This is a genomic window from Desulfosalsimonas propionicica (assembly GCF_013761005.1).
GTDB classification, from domain to species: domain Bacteria; phylum Desulfobacterota; class Desulfobacteria; order Desulfobacterales; family Desulfosalsimonadaceae; genus Desulfosalsimonas; species Desulfosalsimonas propionicica.
The window spans coordinates 746,910-764,110 of record NZ_JACDUS010000001.1; the positions used below are offsets into that span (position 1 = coordinate 746,910).

Annotated in this window: 14 protein-coding genes; 5 read left to right on the forward strand and 9 right to left on the reverse strand. The window is 55.1% G+C overall.

The window, feature by feature from the left end; all coding sequences use genetic code 11:
* The first annotated feature begins 277 nt into the window (after positions 1-277).
* On the forward strand, positions 278-2,236 hold the full coding sequence (locus HNR65_RS03225) for an alpha-amylase family glycosyl hydrolase (RefSeq protein ID WP_181549984.1): 1,959 nt from the start codon (positions 278-280) through the stop codon (positions 2,234-2,236).
* 158 nt (positions 2,237-2,394) lie between these two features.
* On the opposite strand, the gene HNR65_RS03230 is transcribed toward HNR65_RS03225, so the two are convergent.
* The 5 genes from HNR65_RS03230 to HNR65_RS03250 form a co-directional block, all read right to left on the reverse strand.
* Positions 2,395-2,931, reverse strand: coding sequence for a hypothetical protein (locus HNR65_RS03230; protein ID WP_181549985.1), 537 nt, complete (start codon positions 2,929-2,931; stop codon positions 2,395-2,397).
* A 67-nt stretch (positions 2,932-2,998) separates the two neighbouring features.
* The gene (locus HNR65_RS03235) at positions 2,999-4,657 is read right to left on the reverse strand and encodes a 4Fe-4S binding protein (protein ID WP_181549986.1); all 1,659 of its coding nucleotides are present in this window, start codon (positions 4,655-4,657) and stop codon (positions 2,999-3,001) included.
* Position 4,658: 1 nt separating this feature from the next.
* A complete protein-coding gene (locus tag HNR65_RS03240) occupies positions 4,659-5,591 on the reverse strand; it encodes a DUF362 domain-containing protein (RefSeq protein ID WP_220128262.1) in 933 nt (310 codons plus the stop codon).
* 21 nt (positions 5,592-5,612) lie between these two features.
* Positions 5,613-6,710, reverse strand: coding sequence for a M20 family metallopeptidase (locus tag HNR65_RS03245; RefSeq protein WP_181549987.1), 1,098 nt, complete (start codon positions 6,708-6,710; stop codon positions 5,613-5,615).
* Positions 6,711-6,727: 17 nt separating this feature from the next.
* Positions 6,728-7,270, reverse strand: coding sequence for a GNAT family N-acetyltransferase (locus tag HNR65_RS03250; protein WP_181549988.1), 543 nt, complete (start codon positions 7,268-7,270; stop codon positions 6,728-6,730).
* 273 nt (positions 7,271-7,543) lie between these two features.
* Between HNR65_RS03250 and HNR65_RS03255 the strand changes: the two genes are divergently transcribed.
* The 4 genes from HNR65_RS03255 to bioD are packed head-to-tail and all read left to right on the forward strand — an operon-like array spanning position 7,544 to position 11,606.
* Complete coding sequence (locus HNR65_RS03255; protein WP_181549989.1) at positions 7,544-8,518, forward strand: biotin--[acetyl-CoA-carboxylase] ligase; 975 nt, start codon at positions 7,544-7,546, stop codon at positions 8,516-8,518.
* Positions 8,511-9,791, forward strand: coding sequence for an adenosylmethionine--8-amino-7-oxononanoate transaminase (gene bioA / locus HNR65_RS03260; RefSeq protein WP_181549990.1), 1,281 nt, complete (start codon positions 8,511-8,513; stop codon positions 9,789-9,791). The genes HNR65_RS03255 and bioA overlap by 8 nt, the downstream gene beginning before the upstream one ends.
* A 16-nt stretch (positions 9,792-9,807) precedes the next feature.
* Positions 9,808-10,986 (forward strand): aminotransferase class I/II-fold pyridoxal phosphate-dependent enzyme, encoded by a 1,179-nt coding sequence (locus tag HNR65_RS03265; protein ID WP_181549991.1) that lies wholly within the window; start codon positions 9,808-9,810, stop codon positions 10,984-10,986.
* Positions 10,983-11,606, forward strand: coding sequence for a dethiobiotin synthase (gene bioD / locus HNR65_RS03270; RefSeq protein WP_181549992.1), 624 nt, complete (start codon positions 10,983-10,985; stop codon positions 11,604-11,606). Before HNR65_RS03265 ends, bioD begins: the two co-directional genes overlap by 4 nt.
* A gap of 33 nt (positions 11,607-11,639) precedes the next feature.
* Here bioD and HNR65_RS03275 read toward each other — a convergent pair whose 3' ends face one another.
* From HNR65_RS03275 to HNR65_RS03290, 4 genes are all read right to left on the reverse strand, one after another.
* Positions 11,640-13,958, reverse strand: a complete 2,319-nt coding sequence (locus HNR65_RS03275) for a PAS domain S-box protein (protein ID WP_181549993.1) — start codon at positions 13,956-13,958, stop codon at positions 11,640-11,642.
* A gap of 395 nt (positions 13,959-14,353) precedes the next feature.
* The gene (locus tag HNR65_RS03280; RefSeq protein WP_181549994.1) at positions 14,354-15,160 is read right to left on the reverse strand and encodes a 4Fe-4S binding protein; all 807 of its coding nucleotides are present in this window, start codon (positions 15,158-15,160) and stop codon (positions 14,354-14,356) included.
* Positions 15,153-16,007: a substrate-binding domain-containing protein gene (locus HNR65_RS03285; RefSeq protein ID WP_181549995.1), complete on the reverse strand. Its 855-nt coding sequence runs from the start codon at positions 16,005-16,007 to the stop codon at positions 15,153-15,155. Before HNR65_RS03285 ends, HNR65_RS03280 begins: the two co-directional genes overlap by 8 nt.
* Positions 15,989-16,834, reverse strand: coding sequence for a radical SAM protein (locus tag HNR65_RS03290; RefSeq protein WP_181549996.1), 846 nt, complete (start codon positions 16,832-16,834; stop codon positions 15,989-15,991). The genes HNR65_RS03285 and HNR65_RS03290 overlap by 19 nt, the downstream gene beginning before the upstream one ends.
* Positions 16,835-17,201 lie beyond the last annotated feature (367 nt).

Sequence of the window (17,201 nt, forward strand, 5' to 3'; positions counted from 1 at the left end):
AATCATAATCTTGATACTGTTTGATATATATTTATACAGACCGGGTATGAAAAAAAATAAATTTGTTTAACTGTATGAAAATAAAAGATCATTTTCAAAAGACGGGTTGTTTTATGGTGTGGATTTTTTTATGGTAACCACCAACATTGCACATGCCCGGACCCGGTGTCACAAATATTGACGGTTGGTTCTTGACAACTTCCGGCAGGCTGACCATTATACGAAAATTGTTTTCAGCCCGGCAGGGCAAACCAAAACGGATTTCAATGAACAGATCATGAGTGATAACAACGACTGGATCTCCCGTCATGCCGAAAAGACCCTCATGCGCCTTTTGCCCCGGGTGCGCGCGGCCATGGGGCCCATGGATGCCAGGTATGATCAAATGTGGGAAGGTTTTGAACAAAGGCTCAGACAACACTGGGAACGTTTGTTCCGCGTGCTTCTGCAGCTTTACGGGTGGCAGTATGACTTTTTTTATCACCTGGAGCAGATTCTGGTCATGGCCTCCCGGCGCTGGGCAGACCGGCCGGAATATTTAAAGGAACTGGACTGGCAGCGGCAGGCCGATCCCCGGTGGTTCCAGTCCCAGGAGATGGTCGGCGGGGTTCTCTACGTGGATCTGTTCAGCCGGAACCTGGCGGGTCTGCATGATCATATTGCCTATTTCAAGACCATGGGCCTGACCTACCTGCATCTGATGCCGCTGTTTGCCGTGCCCCACGGAAACAGCGACGGCGGTTATGCGGTCAGCGATTACCGGGCCATCAACGCAGACATTGGCACCATGGAGGAGTTGTCCGCCCTGGCCCGGATTCTGCACGACAACGGCATCAGCCTGGTGCTTGATTTTGTGTTAAACCACACCTCTGACGAGCATATCTGGGCCAGACGGGCCAGGGGCGGGGACGTGGATTTTCAGGAATATTATCTCATGTTTGACGACCGCACCCTTCCGGATCAGTATCAGCAGCATCTGCGCGATATTTTTCCGGATTCCCGCCGGGGATGTTTCACCTTTGACCCGGAGTCGGGAAAGTGGGTGTGGACCACGTTTAACAGTTTCCAGTGGGATCTCAATTACGCCAACCCGTCGGTGTTTCGGGCCATGGCCGAGGAAATGCTGTTTCTGGCCAATCAGGGAGTCCAGGTGCTGCGCCTGGATGCCGTGGCCTTTACCTGGAAGCGGCTGGGCACTGATTGCGAAAATCTGCCCGAAGCCCACATGCTGGTGGAGGCCTTTAATGCAGTGGCCAAAATTGCCGCACCCTCCCTGTTGTTTAAGTCCGAGGCCATTGTGCATCCCGACGAGGTCATTCGTTATATTCACCCGGACAAGTGCCAGCTTTCCTACAACCCCCTGCTCATGGCCCTTTTGTGGGAGGCCCTGGCCACCCGGGAGGTGCGGCTGTTAAACTCCGCCATGTGGAAGCGCGCCCGGATTCACCCGGAATGCGCCTGGGTCAATTATCTGCGCTGCCATGATGATATCGGCTGGACATTTGACGATCAGGACGCCATGGAACTGGGGATCAATCCCCATGATCACCGCCAATTCCTAAACCGGTTTTACACCGGCGAGTTTCCCGGCTCCTTTGCCAGGGGACTGCCCTTTCAGTACAATCCGGACACGGGAGATCGTCGTATATCCGGCACCCTGGCCTCCCTGGCCGGCCTGGAAGCGGCTCTGGAGAAGGAGGATGCCGGGCTCATCGAGGCTGCTGTGGGGCGAATCAATCTGCTTCGCTCCATCATGCTCAGCGCAGGCGGCATTCCCCTGATCTATCTGGGCGATGAATGGGGGATGTTAAACGATTACACATACCTGTCTGATCCGGCCAAGGCAGGCGACAGCCGCTGGGTTCACCGGGCCCGGCAGCGCTGGGAGGCCAGAAATGATGTCACCGATGCCGAGGTGCTGGAATGGCGGTTTTTCAATGAAATGACCGGGCTAATCCGTCTTCGCAAGCAATTGCCGGCCTTGCAAAACGGCAACATGGAGGTCATTGACACGGGCAATATCCATGTGTTCGGGTTTGTCCGTGAATTTGAAAACCAGAAATTGCTGATCGTCAACAATTTTTCCGAAACGCCCCAGTCAATCGCACAGGAGCAGTTAAATGCCGTGACCAGCGCCACCCGGTTTACGGACCGGATCACGGAGACAACCATTTCCAACGGAAAGGGTCTGCGGCTGGAGGGGTATCAGTTTGCCTGGCTTTCGTTCGGGCACTAGTTGATGGCACCGTAAAAAGACTGATTTCAGATGGTGCCGTAAAAAGTTCAAGATCAAGGCTTACGCAATTTCGAAGAATGCAGAGTAGTTATCCGTACGTGAAATTCTGAGAAATTGCGTGTAACGCAGATATTGGACTTTTACGGCGCCATCACTGGTTAAATGATGGAAAAGGCTTTGAGATATTCCCGGACGCAGTTGACCGTGCCCACAAACATGCGCGAGCCGATCAGGACGGTGAACACGTCGTCTCTGTTGCCGCAGGCTTCGGCAAACTCCGGGCCGATGACCGCGGCCGGATCCCCGGCCCCGGAATTGGCCTCCATGGCGGCAAGATAGGTGTGAAACCGCTGCTTGACCACCCCGAAATAATCGATGTCCTGACCAGTCATCAATCCGGCCGTGCCGGACAGGTTTTGAGAAAAGGCGCGCACCGCATTCCAGTAAACTTCCATGAGTTCGGGCTTGTGCCGGCTGTTTTCCATGAGATAGGGCGCAGCCCATCCCACTGTGATGATTTTGAGCAGGGGCAGTTCATACTCCACGGTTGTGGCATTGACATCCGCGTTTTCGGGCAGCTGGGCCATGAGTTCCCGGATGTCTTCGCGGTCCACGGCAAAATTGAAAAGATCCTCGCCTGCTTTTTCAACGGCGCTTTTTTCCGGATGTTGTTCCTGCTGGTCTTGTTCTTCCATAATTTCCAATGTCTTTTGTTTGGCGTGGGGCTTTGGGGCAAAATTAAAATAATATTTTTTACTATTTTTATCCGCCTTCGTCAAATCCCGGTGCCATGCCCGGGGGTTGCGGGGCCCGGCCATCCGGAATGTCTGCGCCGGGATAGGCGGGAGCGGCTGAAGCCGGCTTTTGGTCTTGGGGCTCCTTCTTCAGTTTAAATCCCCGGCTCTTGGCTGCGTATTCAAAAGATTGGCCGGGCCGCAGCCGAATCGCGTCCATGGGGGTGACCACAATGGCCGCTTGGTTATAGACCGGGCAGGCATGCTCGCAATGGCCGCAGCCGGCACATCGGTCTTCTTTCACATGGGGCACCGGATAGGGCAGGTCCGGTCGCTTTTCAAATTCAAGTGCGTCATAGGGACAGACCTCGTCGCAGACCATGCAGCTTTTTTTGTATTCCCATGCCAGGCACTGCTGCCGGTAAATCACGGCTGTGCCGATTTTGGCCCAGGTGCGCTCGGCAGATGCGATTTTTTGAATGGCGCCGGTGGGACATGTATTTCCGCAGGCCGTGCATTCGGGATCGCAGTATTTTCTTCTGGGTGTGACCGCCGGGGAAAACAGCCCCAGAAGACCGGCCTCAAACCAAACCGGCTGCAAAGTGTTGGTGGGGCATGCGGCCATGCACTGGCCGCAGCGCACGCAGGCTTCCAGGAAATCGGGTTCCGGAAGCGCCCCGGGCGGGCGAATAATGCGGGCTTCCCGCACCGTTCCCTTCTCTGACAGGTCCCGGGCCACCACGTTTAAGCCGGTTAAGGCCACGGAGGCGGTTGCCGCACCGGCTATCCCGGAGAAAATCACCTGCCGGCGCGCCGGGGAAACCGATGGGTGCAGGCGCCGGGCCGTGGCAGCATCTGCGGAAAATGCAACGGCATTTTTGGGGCAGATGGATTCGCATTGCCGGCAGACAATGCATTCTTCATGGCGGGCCTGTTCGGGTGCGTCCGGGTCAATGGCGGCCATGGGGCAGTTGCGCACGCAAATACCGCATTGATTGCAATCAGGGGAAACCCGCCGGCGGATCAGGGGTTTTCTGGACAAAATGGCCAGCAGGGCCCCGGAAGGACACAAATACCGGCACCAGAACCGGGGCGAGATTCTGGCTGCGGCAAAGACTGCGGCAAAAAACAGGAGCACGAAAAATCCCGTGGCAAACCGGGGCGGATCGATTTCCAGAAACATCAGGGTGCGCAGATCCATGCGGCTGGCTATTGGGTAAAACGCGGTTACGGCCTGATCTCCGATCATCAGGACCACCGGATAGACCACCAGGCCGTAAAACCGGGTGATTAAAGACAGGGGCGCGGCCCAGTAAACGAATGTGACCCCGCAAAGCGCGGCGCCGGCGGCAAATGTCAGGATGTAATACTTCAGCCGGGCAGAAGGGGCATATGAAGCTTTTTGTTTTTTCGGGGCCGGGGCCAGGCACTTGTCTGCCACATCAATGGTGGTGCCCATGGGGCAGATATAGCCGCAAAAGATCCGGCCTGCCAACAGGGCCGAGGCCATCACAATGACCGCGGGCAGCCATATCCAGGTCAGGCTCCGCATGGCCAGGCCGGCCAGGCCAGTCAATGCCGGATCCATTCGCAGGAAAAGATCCGATGCGGCGATTTTCCCGGCACCGGCCAGCAGCACCAGAAAAATCGCCAGGCACATGGCCCGGGTCATGCGGCGAAACATCATTTTATACCGTGGCCCTGCCGATTTTCAGCTTGTCAATATCCATGCGCCCCAGGCCACGCTGGTGGGCCATGCGGATGTGTTTGATCTGGTCTGCGGAATAGCGGCTGCCGTACCATTCAAAAGATGATACCGTATAGGCGTCTGCCGCCACCATGTCCGCGGATGCAATAATCGTCTTTGGGGTCAGCACCGTGCCCGGCCCGCCGGGCCCGCCCGAGGACAGCACGCGGCTGGCATCGACCACCACCAGATCCGGGGTCAGAAGTGAGGCCAGGTCCACGATGGATTCGTGAAGATCCAGCCGGTGCATGACCCGCCGGTTTGAAATCAGGCCCATCATGCCTTTCATGGAAAGGCTGACCCCGGCACCGGAATGGGACTTGGCCTGGGGGGCGGCAATAAGGACATCCGCGTTTAGCACTTCGCGCATGACATCGGTTTGTTTCAGGCTTTTGGCCCCGGAAATCTCCACTTCCCGAAACCGGGACGGGTCTGAGACCGTCTGGGCCATGTCTTTTTCAATGGCGCTGCAGGCCGCGCCAATACCGGAGTTTTCAATGCACTGCTCGGCCGGTGCCAGGGGGTTGTCCAACACCAGCACCCGGCCGGCCCCGGCCTGGCGGCAGAGCTGCGCAAGGGCCTTGACCACCAGGGGATGGGTGTTGGCCGCCCGTTCCGGGCCGCTTGCAAAACTCATGTTGGGCTTGATCACCACCCGGCTGCCGGTTTTCACAAAACGCGACATGCCGCCGAGCATATCCACGGCCTTTTTCACCGCAGGCTCGATCTCGCCGTTGACAACAGCCAGATCCGGCATTTTGTTTTGGGCCCACAGGCTTGCGGGAACCAGCATGGAGGCGCCGGCAAAGCAGGCCAGCCCGCGCATTTGTTTTAAAAAGGTGCGCCGGTCAATGGGTTTTATCAGCGATTTCATAAAAGATCCTCATCTATTGGCTCATTGCCCGCAGAACAACTGCTGCATCAGGCCCAGATAAATTTCCGCGGCCTGTGCCACCTGCGGGAAGGATACGCATTCGTCGTGTACATGCGCGTTTTCCAGCCGGCCCGGGCCCAGGACCATGGGTTTGATGCCCGCGGCCCAGAGCTGGTTGGCATCTGAATGGCTGCGAAAATCGCCGCTTTGCCAGGTCATCTGCATCCGGGTGTAAACATCCCGGACCGCCTCGACCACCGGTCCCTTTTCCGGCAGGCGGTAGCCGGCGTCTATGGTTTCAATGTGAAAGCGGGTTTCAATGCCGGAATGGCCGGTTTCGGCCGGCATGCACACCTCTTCGAGCTCCGTGACGATTTCGCCGATGGCCGCATCCGGGGGCAGGTGCACGTCCAGCCATGCCTCGCAGCGGTCCGGCACCGTGAGACCGGAGCGGCTGCTGTAAAGATCCCGGAAATTGTAGACCAGCTCGGGCCGCTGATCACGCATGTACTGGGATATGCGCATCATCATCTGAAGCAGCACCTCGATGGTGTTTTCCCGGTTGTTGGCCAGAGATGCGTGCAGGCGTTTGCCCGTGCTCACCATCTGGGTTTCCAGGTACCCGTAGCATCCCAGGCAGGCCACGAGGTTGGTGGGCTCGCCGATGACCGCCCAGGGAAAATGATAGTCCTCGATGAGCCGGGCGGCACCGTCTCCGTTTTCCTCTTCTCCCACCACAAGGCACAGGGCTGCGGGCAGTCGGGGGCCGTAGTCCCGACGCAGGGCCAGGAATGCCTCCACCATGGCCGCACACCCGGATTTCATGTCCGCAGTGCCCAGCCCGGAAATGGTATCCTGTTTTTCGTGCCAGCCGTAGTCCTCGATATCGTAGGCCGTGACCGTATCCACGTGGCCGATTAAGGCCAGTTCGGCCTGGCCGTTTTCCGGCAGCACCACCAGGTTGTAGCGGCTTTCATCCACGGTCTGGACTGTTGCGGCAATGCTGTTTCGCTTCAGATACCCCCGAAGATAGTCCAGAATATCGTTTTCCTTGCCCGACGGGCTGTAGATGTCCACCAGCCGCTGGAAGAGTTTTTTGAGCCGGTCTTTGCTGATCATTTCATATTCGTTTTGTTTTAGTGGCCGTTTTCGCGCTTTTTCATGCGCTGGCGTTCCTGGTCGAGATTCATGGTCAGATACACGTGCTGCTGGGGATTGCCGAAACCCTGGTGCTCGAAGAAATGAATGGCGGGCATGTTGTCGGCCTCGGTGTCCACAACCAGGATGCGCACTCCGTCGTGGAGCATAATGGACTTGAATCTGTAAAACAGGCGCTCGGCAATTCCCGAACGCTGATATTCCGGCAGCACACCCAGCCATAGAAGATAGCCGTATTTCCAGGCGGATCGGTTTTTGCTCACCGTGGTGCCCAGGGCAAATCCGATGATCTCGTTTTCATGCTCGGCCACCAGGCAGAATTCCGTGTCACTGTAAAACAAATCCGCCACCTCGTATTCATCCCAGGCACGGTAGGTGTTGGGCGCCTTTCTGGCCACAAACAGATGCTCTCCCAGGTGGAACACATCTGCCAGATCATCAATCGTCATTTCGCGGATTTTGACCGCTTGCTTTTTGGTTTTAGCGGGTTGGGCATTGTCTGACGCAGCCACTTCTGTCATGGGTGACAAAAACTCCTTTCTTTTGCGTTGGTTTAACAGATTCAATTCAAGGGATTGCTTTTAAAAGTCTGAAACATTCAATTTGGGTTAACGTCAAAACAAATATATACATGCATATGATGCATGTAAACCGGGATTTGGCGGAGAAGATGCAAAATTGACCAAGCTGGCCACCTTTTTGGTAAACAGGGAGAGCCGGGCAGGACGATTTAATGTCAACTATTTTTATAAAATTGGTTGACATTAAATCGCATCCGGGATACCCATTTCGCCATGAAAGATACGGTTCTCAAATCACTGAAACAGAAGCGGGTCGTTTCAGGCCAATCCCTGGCCTCGGAACTGGGTATTTCCCGCACTGCTGTCTGGAAATATGTCAATCAACTTCGCAGGGAAGGCTACCGGATTTCCTCATCGCCCAGGCTTGGCTATACACTCGACAGCGTGCCGGACAGCCTTCTTGCCGCAGAAATTGAAGAGAATCTCCAAACCCGTATCCAGGGCCGAAAGATCATCTCCTGCAGGGAGATGCAATCAACCCAGGATCACGCCAAAAAACTGGCCATTCAGGGGGGCTCTGAAGGTACGATTGTTGTTGCGGAAACCCAGAGTGCCGGCCGCGGGCGCATGGGCCGGTCATGGGCATCGCCGCCCGGAGGACTCTATTTTTCGGTTATACTGCGCCCCGGCATTACACTTGCCGGTGCCGCCGGATTGCCTTTGGTGGCAGCCGTGGCCCTGGCCCGGGCAATACAGCCATACACCGCGGTTGCCCCCGGCTTGAAATGGCCCAATGACGTGCTGATCCAAAAACGGAAAGCAGCGGGGATTCTCGTTGAAATGAGCGCGGAAATGGATCGCCTGGATTGGGTGGTCATTGGCATTGGTGTGAATGTGGCTGCCGCATCTGTGCAATTGCCCCCGGAAATTCGCCGGACGAGCACCTCGCTGGCCATTGAATCAACCCGCATTGTGCACCGGGCGCAACTGCTTGGCGATATCCTTTATGAACTCGAAGAGGCGCTGGATATGTTTCAAACACAGGGGTTTGAGCCGTTGCGGAAACAGTGGAAAGAAAAAAGCCATACCCTGGGAAAACACGTCACGGTTGTCGGCAGCAGGCAATCCATTGAAGGTAAGGCCGTGGATATCGACGGCAGCGGTGCGCTTGTCATGGAATGCGCCGGCGGCATCCGTCAGCGGGTCACCAGCGGGGACCTGTTTTTCAAGGGAGGTGCCCATGGATAGGCGGCACCGGCTGGCGCAACAGGACTGCGATCATGTCTGGCATCCATACGCATCCATTGTTGACCCGCCTTTGGCAACCACTATCGTGTCTGCTGACGGGGTTCGGCTTTATACAGCTGAGGGTCAGGCGCTTATCGACGGCATGTCTTCCTGGTGGGCGGCGATTCACGGGTATAACCACCCGGTTTTAAACAATGCCGCCCACGGCCAGATCGACCGGATGAGCCATGTCATGTTCGGCGGCATCACCCATGAGCCGGCTGTAGCGCTCGCATCAATGCTCGTGGACCTCACTCCTGAACCGCTGCAGAAGGTTTTTTTTGCCGACTCCGGTTCGGTAAGCGTTGAAGTGGCCATCAAGATGGCTGTTCAATACTGGCACGGCATGGGATGTCCTGAAAAAAACCGGTTTCTCACGGTTCGCAGCGGATACCACGGGGATACGTTCGGAGCAATGGCCCTGTGCGATCCGGTGACGGGTATGCACGAACATTTTACTTCCGTGCTGCAGCAGCATTATTTTGCCGAAAGTCCCGGGTGCCGGTTTGACGAATCCTGGGATGATGCGTATATCCAGGATTTCAGACAACTCATGGAAGCCCATCACCAGCAGCTGGCTGCGGTGGTTCTCGAACCCATCGTGCAGGGCGCCGGGGGTATGCGCTTTTATTCCCCGGAATATCTGCGTCAGGTGAAAATGCTCTGCGAGGCCCATGATGTTTTGCTCGTGGCCGATGAAATCGCCACCGGATTCGGACGAACAGGCGAGCTCTTTGCCTGCAATTATGCGGGGATTTCGCCGGATATCATGTGTCTGGGCAAGGCGCTTACGGGCGGCTACATGACCCTGGCCGCCACCCTTGCCACAGACCGGGTAAGCCGGGGTATTTCCAAAAACGGCGGCGTGCTTATGCACGGCCCCACATTCATGGCAAATCCCCTGGCTTGTGCTGTGGCCGAAGCGAGCATTCGGCTCCTGCTCAACGGTCCCTGGCGGGAAAGCGTCCATCGCATTGAGCAGCGCCTTTTGTCCGGACTGGCTCCATGCCGCGGTTTTTCAGGGGTGGCCGATGTCCGGGCACTGGGCGCCATTGGTGTTGTGGAAATGAAAACACCGGTGGATCTTGCAGCTGTCCAGAAACAGTTCGTGAACCAGGGCGTCTGGATCCGTCCTTTTGGAAAATTGATTTATACAATGCCGCCTTACATCATCTCTGATGATGATCTGGATTTCCTGACCCGGGCCATTGTCAGGGTTGCCGGAAGTCTGTAATGAACAGGGGCCGGGAATGACAAAACGCACCTCTGCCACATATTTTATGAAGGAAGAACTGGGCCGGCGCAAGCAGGAGAACCATTTGCGTTTTCTGGTTCCTGTCACGCCCTGCGACGGGGTCATGGTTAAACGAAACGGGAAGTCTTTAATAAATTTTTGTTCCAATGATTATCTTGGCCTGGCCCGCCACCCCTTGCTGCGGCAGCGGTCAAAGGATTTTATGGATCGCTATGGGGCCGGAGCCACGGCGTCCAGGCTGGTGTGCGGCACCCTGCCCTGTGCAGAAGCGGTGGAAGGAAAACTGGCCCGGCTGAAGGGGGCTGAATCATCGCTGATTTTCAACTCCGGATTTCAGGCAAACCTGTCGCTTCTTCCGGCCCTGGCAGACAAAAAATCGCTGATTTTATCCGACCGGCTCAACCACCGGAGCATCATCGAAGGCGCCCGCCTCTGCCGCTGCGCCCTTGCGGTTTTTCGCCACAATGACCTGGCCCACCTTGAAGAGATATTGCACAAAAGCCGTTACCTGGACTACAGCCGCATCTTTATTGTCACTGAATCCATTTTCAGCATGGACGGAGACATCAGTGACGTGGCGCAACTGGTTGAAATGGCACGCGGTTACGGGTCGATCCTGATCGTAGACGAAGCCCATGCAACAGGTGTTGCCGGAGCGCGGGGCATGGGGCTGACCGCCGGGACCGCGGTGGATTGCTGCATGGGTACCTTTGGCAAGGCGCTGGGATCTTTTGGCGCTTACGGCACTTTTTCAAAACAAATGCGGGATTATCTGGTCAATTGTTGTTCCGGATTCATTTACAGCACTGCGCTTCCCCCGTCGGTGATGGGAGCCGTGGATGCAGCCCTGGATCTGGTGCCCGAAATGGAGCGGGAGCGCAAGCAGCTTATGGAAAAAGCCCGGGATCTGAGAGCGGAGCTGCATCGCATGGGCTGGGATACAGGTCCGTCAGCAACACATATCATTCCGGTTATCGTTGGCAGCGAAGCCCAAACACTTGCCCTTGCCGGCCGGCTCGAAGATGCCGGCATTCTGGCCATGGCCATTCGGCCGCCCACGGTTGAAAAGGGACGCTCCCGGATTCGCCTGGCCCTTACGGCGCTTCATACAGACCAACACCTCAACCAGCTTATAGACGCCCTGGATCGATGGAAAAGGACTAAACAAAAATGACCCTGCGGCTGCCGGAACGGTTTTTCATTGCCGGAACAGACACGGGAATCGGAAAAACCATGACAGCCGCCATTCTCATGGCGGGATTGAAAGGAACCTACTGGAAACCGATTCAAAGCGGCCATGCGCAGGGATCTGACACCGGTTGGATCATGACGGTCACCGGACTTCCGAAGCATCATTTTCACCCCGAGACCTATCGGCTTTCCCGGCCCTTGTCACCGCACGCCGCAGCCAGGGCCGACGGTCTTTGCATTGATCTTGAGGCCTTTGCGCTGCCTGAATGCACCGGGCCCCTTATTGTCGAAGGCGCCGGGGGCATCATGGTTCCCCTTAACGAAAAAGCCATGATCACAGACCTGATAAAGCATCTTGGCCTGCCTGTTTTGCTTGTTGCCAAAAGCGGCCTTGGCACCATCAATCACACCCTGCTTTCCCTGGAACAATTAAAGCGCCGGGAAATAGCGGTTGCCGGCATTGTGTTAAACGGAGAACCCAACCCGGAGAACCGGGAGGCCATTGCCGACTATGGAAAAGTCCCCCTTCCGGCGGAGATTCCGCCTCTTGGGCGGGTGGATGCAAAAATGCTGGCCGCATGTTTTCAGCAATATTTTCAATGACAAAAAGCATCTTTGCGGGGGCGAATCTCCGGATCAATTTAGAATTTCTCGGATTTTTTCTGCCAGATCGTTGAGGGAAAAAGGTTTTTGTATGAAGTTGATGCCCTTGTCCAATACGCCCTGATGGGCGATAACATTGGCTGTGTACCCGGACATGAAAAGGCATTCCATGTCCGGCCGGATTTCCTGAAGTCGTTTAGCCAGATCCCGGCCGGTCATTTCCGGCATGACCACGTCCGTAATAAAAAGTTGAATTTCTCCAGTGTTTTCCCTGGCTGCCCGTATGGCTTCGTGGGGCGTGGCCGCGGCGATAACCGAGTATCCCAGCCGTTGGAGCATCATCATGCCCAGGTCCAAAAGCATCGGTTCATCCTCTACGATCAGGATGGTCTCTCCCCGGCTTTTCCGGATGGTTTCAGTTCGTTGCGGTTTTGCCTCTGCTGAATCGGCGGCGTTTTCGGGCAAATAAATTCTAAATGTAGTGCCTTTTTCCGGTTCGCTGTAAACATTGATAAAACCCTGATTCTGCCGAACAATGCCGTACACGGTGGAAAGCCCCATACCGGTTCCCATGCCCAGGCCCTTGGTGGTAAAAAACGGTTCAAAAATATGGCTGAGTGTCTCGTTGTCCATGCCGCAGCCGTTGTCGCTCACGGCCAGAAGCACGTAATCCCCCGGCAGGAATTCCGCGTGAGATTGGCAATAATCCGCATCAAATGAAACAGCATTTGTTTCAATGGTGATCCGGCCGATATCCGCAATGGCATCCCTTGCGTTGGCGCATAGATTGACAAGAATCTGATCGAGTTGAACGGGGTCCATGCAGATTGTACAGGGCTTGTCTCCCGGCAGCCATGCCAGTTCAATATGCTCGCCGATCAGCCGGCGTATCATTTCCATGATGGCTTCAACCGCGGTGTTGAGATCAAATGCCACCGGCTCGATGGTCTGCTTGCGGGCAAAGGCCAGCAGCTGACGGGTAAGGCCCGCGGAGCGCCGGGCTGCATCCAGGATGGATTCAATCTTTCCGCGGATGGGATCAGCCGGGTCTGTGTCGTTGATGGCAAGCTCGGCATAGCCCATGATCGTTCCCAGCATATTGTTGAAATCATGGGCCACGCCGCCGGCCAGAACACCGACAGCCTCCAGCTTCTGAGACTGGTGAAGCTGCTCCTGAAGCCGCTTCCGTTCCGCTTCTGCCTGATGGTGCGCAGTGATGTCAAAAAAACTTAAAATAATGCTGTCTTCTATCAGACGGGTGCTGATAATCATGCGGCGTTCATTGCCATCCTTGCAGCGCACCGGACATTCCATGGCTTCCATCTGATCATCGTTTTCAGCCCGGGCCCGTTCCAGTTCGTTTTGCCATTTTGTGCTCATGATTTCTTTTTGGTCGCTATCCTGGAACGAAAGCTGCCATGCCTGCTCCAGGGTTGGTGCGTCATTGGTTGAATAGCCGATCGTGTCAAGGAAAGCGTCGTTTACATCAAGAACCCGGCCGTTTTTGGAGATATGGGCCATGGGTGTGGGAGCCATTTTAAACAATTGCCGGAAGCGGGTTTCGCTTTCCCGCAGGGCTTGTTCCGTACGCTTGCGCTCGGTAATGTCGCGATCAAAAGTAAGCGACAACTCATAGCCGTTATACTCGAAATGATTGCTTCGGATCTCAACCGGGAAAATGCGTCCGTCCTTTGTAACGTGCCGCGATTCGAAAGCCATGGTGCCTACCCGGCGCCTTTTCTCTTTGTGCTGCTCCCATTGATTCGGGGAGAAATCCGGATCGATATCGAATATCTTCATGGCAAGCAGTTCATCTCGTGAATATCCCAGGCAGTTGCAGGATGAATCGTTTGCATACACAATATGGCCGTCGCTATTGATCCAGAGAATATTGTCCGGTGCCCGATCCATGGCGAACTGTGTCCTTAAAAGCGCTTCTTTTTCCAATATCCGTTTCGTTATATCTGATAAAAAACCTTGATAATAAAGCTTTCCGTCCTTTTCGTTGCGCACGGCACGAACACTGTAAGAGGCCCAAAAGGTGGTGTTGTTTTTTCGGACAAAGCGGCATTCGTGGTTTCGCACTGCTTTGTTTTCTTCCAGCAGGCGCAAAACTTCTTTTCTGTCTTTGGAATCGGCATAGAGGTCTTTGGCAACGTTTTCAACCAACGCCATCATTTCCTGCGGGGATGCAAAGCCAAATATTTCTGCCATGGCGACATTGACATAAAGAAAATTTCCTTCGGGCGTGCTGGAAAATACTCCCACAGGGGCGTTCATCAACATGTCCTGGTAATCGTGAGCCGTGAGGGATGGCATATCCGAAGGTTTTGGAGGATGTTTCTCCTGCATGATCAGCTCCTTTTGGCCTTTCAGTGATCGGGCATTCCGGATAATCTGATTATTCCCCAAGATTTGATGGCACTGTAAAAAGTCTGATTTCAGATGGCGCCGTAAAAAGTTCAAGATCAAGGCTTGCGCAATTTCGAAGAATGCAGCGTACTTATCCGTACGTGAAATTCTGAGAAATTGCGCGTAACGCAGATATTGGACTTTTTATGGCGCCATCAAGATTTTAAAACTGAATTATTATAGCAGGAAAGGCCGCAACAGTATAGGCGGTTTCAAGCAGGGCGGGAAAGGGGGCATGCAGGGGGGGCATCGGGTTCGGCCAATAGCGGCAGATTTGGGTTGTCGGATGAATCCGGGGATCCCGGGGTAGGCGATACGCTGTTTTTCCCCATCAATTAAAGGAAATGCGGTTTATTTGCCGACCGGGCCTGCCCGCTTCCAAAATTCGTATCCGGATTTCGCCATGGCGCAAGGGGACTTTTCCATTCAATGGCGTTTGGTTTACACGATTCCTTGCAGTCGCCGCACTGGACACAGTTGATTTCTGAAGGCCGGGTCTCCAGGTGGCAACGGTGCCTGCACTGATCGCAGTCCGAACAACGGGCGTTTTTTAAAAAGCCAAAAAGGGAAAAACGGGAAAGGATTTCTATTGCGCCGCCCGTGGGGCACAAAAACCGGCACCAGAACATGGGCACGGCCAGGCTCAGGCCCAGGGCCGCAAGTACGAACAGGATTTTATAGATCCATACGGGATCTGCATGTTCAACGGTAAGGCCCACGGATTTAAAAAAATCTCCCGTGCGGATGGGGATGGCCCATCGCGGGTTTTGGGCCAGAAAAAAGAAATAAAGGGCAAGCACCAGCACAAAGTATTTGCCGTAGGCAAGACCGGCGCTTACCCGCTTTTTTAGCTTGCTTTTGAGAAACGATCCCATGGAGAGGATCTCAGAGACCAGCCCGCCCGGGCAGATCCAGCCACAAAAGGCCCGGCCGAAAACAAGCACGGACCCGCCGATCAGAATCCAGCTCCACAGCCAGAGGCTGCGTCCCGGGCATTGGATAACCGGACAATTGCCGCATCCAATATAGGGTACGGCAAAGGGGCATCTGAAGATGCCGTAAAAGGACCATTCACCGATCAGACCCAGGGATATGAACTGGACGATTCGCCGTTTCCAGTTGCTGAAGAATGTTTTAAGCATCGGTAACTCCGTATTTGTGGGTCAGTCGCCGGCCTTCAGAGGAGCGTGCATGGATGAAGCCTGCTGCTTCAAAAAAGCGCTGACTCTTTTCCGAGAGGATGTATTCAATAAACGCCTCGGCCAGATCCAGATTTTTCGCCCATTTCATCATGCCGATAGTAAAAGGGACGGGCGCCGGTGGAATGTATTTTTCGGGAATCGGCAGGATCTCAAGCCGTCCCGCAAAGCAGGGCAGCCGGCTGATACGCAGCTCGATGACTGCAGCATCCGCTTTTCCGTCGGCAAGCGTGGTCATGGCCGTTTGAACGCAGTCTCCCGATTGGACGGCATTTTTTCGGGCTTTTTCAACCACTCCGGCCTTTTCCATTATGATCAGGCTCGCTTTGCCGCCTGGCGGCGAAGCGTCCGGGGCCAGAGCCGTCCGGACATCGTCGCGGGATAGGTCCGCGATTCCTTCGATCCCGGCGGGATTGCCTTTGGGCGTGGCCACCACGTAGCGGGTAAAACACAATGGCTCAAACCAGCGCATTTTGCCCTGCGCTCTGAGTTTTCGCGCCAATTCAAGAACCCTCGGGGCAAACACCTCGGTTTCGGCTGTTCCGGACAAAAGCGATTTGCCCAGGGCTCCGGCAAACGCGCCGGTGTAGGCAATGGCGGCGCCGGTTTTTTGTTCAAAAGCATGGTTGGCGGGTTGAAATGCCTCGGCCAGGCCGCCGCAGGACCAGGCCTGAAGTGTTTTATTCGTGAAGCCGCCGGCAAAAGCGGAGGCTCCCGTGAAAATGCTCGCCCCAAGAGCAAGGCTGCCGGCTTTTAGAAAGGCGCGTCGGTTCAGGCGGTCTTTTGCCATTTGCAGGACTCCTTTCCCGGAATTCCCCGGGCATCAGCCCGGCATTGTTTGCAGGATCTAAATACATGCAGGTAAGGGTGGCACGCTTTGTAAATTGCTGCCATCATCGCCGCATCGGGCGTTTGGCAGTGGCCCAGCCGGGCGGCCGGAATTAGCGGCATGGGGTTGATCACCCCGACCCCGAGATTTGAAACGAATTTTGCAATTTCTGTAATATGGCGGTCATTGATCCCGGGAATCACCACAGTGTTCACCTTGACATAAATGCCGGCGTCAAGCGCTTTTCGAATGCCTTCAAGTTGGCACTCCAACAGAAGCCCCGCCCCCTGGATGCCATCCAGTCGCCTCTCCCCGCTTCTCACACCTGAATGGATTTGTGCGGTGACATTTGGATCCACCCCGTTTACTGTCACACTCAGGAACGCGACCCTCATTTTTTTGAGTTTTTCTACAGCACCCGGCAGGTTCAGGCCGTTGGTGCACAGGCAGAGCCGCGCGTGAGGCAGTTCCCGGTTGATCAGGGAAAGGGTTGTAAAGGTCTCCGGGTTGGCCAGCGGATCGCCCGGCCCCGCAATCCCCACAATTGCCTGCTCGCCTTGCTCGCAAAGAAAGTCCCGGGCTTCATTCGCCGCCTCTTTGGGCGAAAGGATTTTTTCACAAATGCCGGGGCGGTCTTTTTGGTTCAATTCACGGCCGATCCCGCGCTCGCAATAGGCGCAGCGGATGTTGCAGCGGGCGGCAACGGGCAGATGGATCCTTGCGATGCGGTGATGAGCCCGGTCACTCATGCATGGGTGATCAGGAACAGGGGCGGCAGATAACTTCATTCGGCTCCTTTTTCAGAAATTTTCCAGTTGTAAACAAAAGAACGTAACTTAATGTAAATAAATTGCTTTTTCCAATACTTTCTATTTATAAATATATTTTATTTTATTGAAATTATCTATGATTACGCAAAGGATCGCTGTCCCTGTAATGGTGACAAGGCAAGGCGGCACCGGGCGTGCTGGAGCTATTTGATGGGTCGGGAAAACTGCCTGAACCTCACCGCCAGGGAACAATGCCAAAGGGCCGGATAAATCGGCATGATCAGAATGCATGAAGCGCCTGTGCTGCAAATGGCGGCCTTAACCGCGTGTTAACCTCCTGCCTGTTATATGTCCTGCGTAGCCAAAACAAAAAAACGCAAAAGTT

Coding starts and splice junctions, on each gene's coding strand:
- HNR65_RS03265 (WP_181549991.1), top strand. CDS start 9,808: ATGACAAAACGCACCTCTGCCACATATTTTATGAAGGAAGAACTGGGC.
- HNR65_RS03225 (WP_181549984.1), top strand. CDS start 278: ATGAGTGATAACAACGACTGGATCTCCCGTCATGCCGAAAAGACCCTC.
- HNR65_RS03275 (WP_181549993.1), bottom strand. CDS start 13,958: ATGCAGGAGAAACATCCTCCAAAACCTTCGGATATGCCATCCCTCACG.
- bioA (WP_181549990.1), top strand. CDS start 8,511: ATGGATAGGCGGCACCGGCTGGCGCAACAGGACTGCGATCATGTCTGG.
- HNR65_RS03230 (WP_181549985.1), bottom strand. CDS start 2,931: ATGGAAGAACAAGACCAGCAGGAACAACATCCGGAAAAAAGCGCCGTT.
- HNR65_RS03290 (WP_181549996.1), bottom strand. CDS start 16,834: ATGAAGTTATCTGCCGCCCCTGTTCCTGATCACCCATGCATGAGTGAC.
- bioD (WP_181549992.1), top strand. CDS start 10,983: ATGACCCTGCGGCTGCCGGAACGGTTTTTCATTGCCGGAACAGACACG.
- HNR65_RS03250 (WP_181549988.1), bottom strand. CDS start 7,270: ATGACAGAAGTGGCTGCGTCAGACAATGCCCAACCCGCTAAAACCAAA.
- HNR65_RS03235 (WP_181549986.1), bottom strand. CDS start 4,657: ATGATGTTTCGCCGCATGACCCGGGCCATGTGCCTGGCGATTTTTCTG.
- HNR65_RS03280 (WP_181549994.1), bottom strand. CDS start 15,160: ATGCTTAAAACATTCTTCAGCAACTGGAAACGGCGAATCGTCCAGTTC.
- HNR65_RS03240 (WP_220128262.1), bottom strand. CDS start 5,591: ATGAAATCGCTGATAAAACCCATTGACCGGCGCACCTTTTTAAAACAA.
- HNR65_RS03285 (WP_181549995.1), bottom strand. CDS start 16,007: ATGGCAAAAGACCGCCTGAACCGACGCGCCTTTCTAAAAGCCGGCAGC.
- HNR65_RS03245 (WP_181549987.1), bottom strand. CDS start 6,710: ATGATCAGCAAAGACCGGCTCAAAAAACTCTTCCAGCGGCTGGTGGAC.
- HNR65_RS03255 (WP_181549989.1), top strand. CDS start 7,544: ATGAAAGATACGGTTCTCAAATCACTGAAACAGAAGCGGGTCGTTTCA.